Here is a 324-nt window from a genome sequence, read left to right as displayed (position 1 = left end):
GCCCAGCAAGCCGGCGATGGCGGCCACGGCGATGAGCATGGCGATGATCGCCGAGGTACGGAACTGGCTCAGCGCGGCGTAGGCCTTGTCCTTGTCGATGGACAGACCGATGTACCACTGCGCCGAAGGCAGGCCTTCGACCGGGGCGAAGGAGATGATCCGGTCTTGACCGTTGAGGGTGACGTCCTGCATGCCCGGCTCGACCTTCAAGGCGGCATCGGGGTAGATGTCCTTGAGGTTTTTCATCAGTTGGTCCTTGTCGGGGCTGACGATGACCTGGCCGTTGCGATCGGCGAGGAAGGCGTGGCCGATGCCGCCGAAGTC

General features: G+C 63.9%; 1 pseudogene. It reads right to left on the bottom strand.

The annotated features are described in order from the left end of the window. Positions 1-324 (bottom strand): annotated as a pseudogene (locus ABOA88_RS24080) (chemotaxis protein); the annotation flags it as partial.

It is taken from the genome of Pseudomonas sp. PKS, from assembly GCF_051913525.1.
Lineage (GTDB): Bacteria > Pseudomonadota > Gammaproteobacteria > Pseudomonadales > Pseudomonadaceae > Aquipseudomonas > Aquipseudomonas guariconensis_D.
Note: the sequence above shows the minus strand (reverse complement) of the source record. Positions and strands in the feature narration are given on the sequence as shown.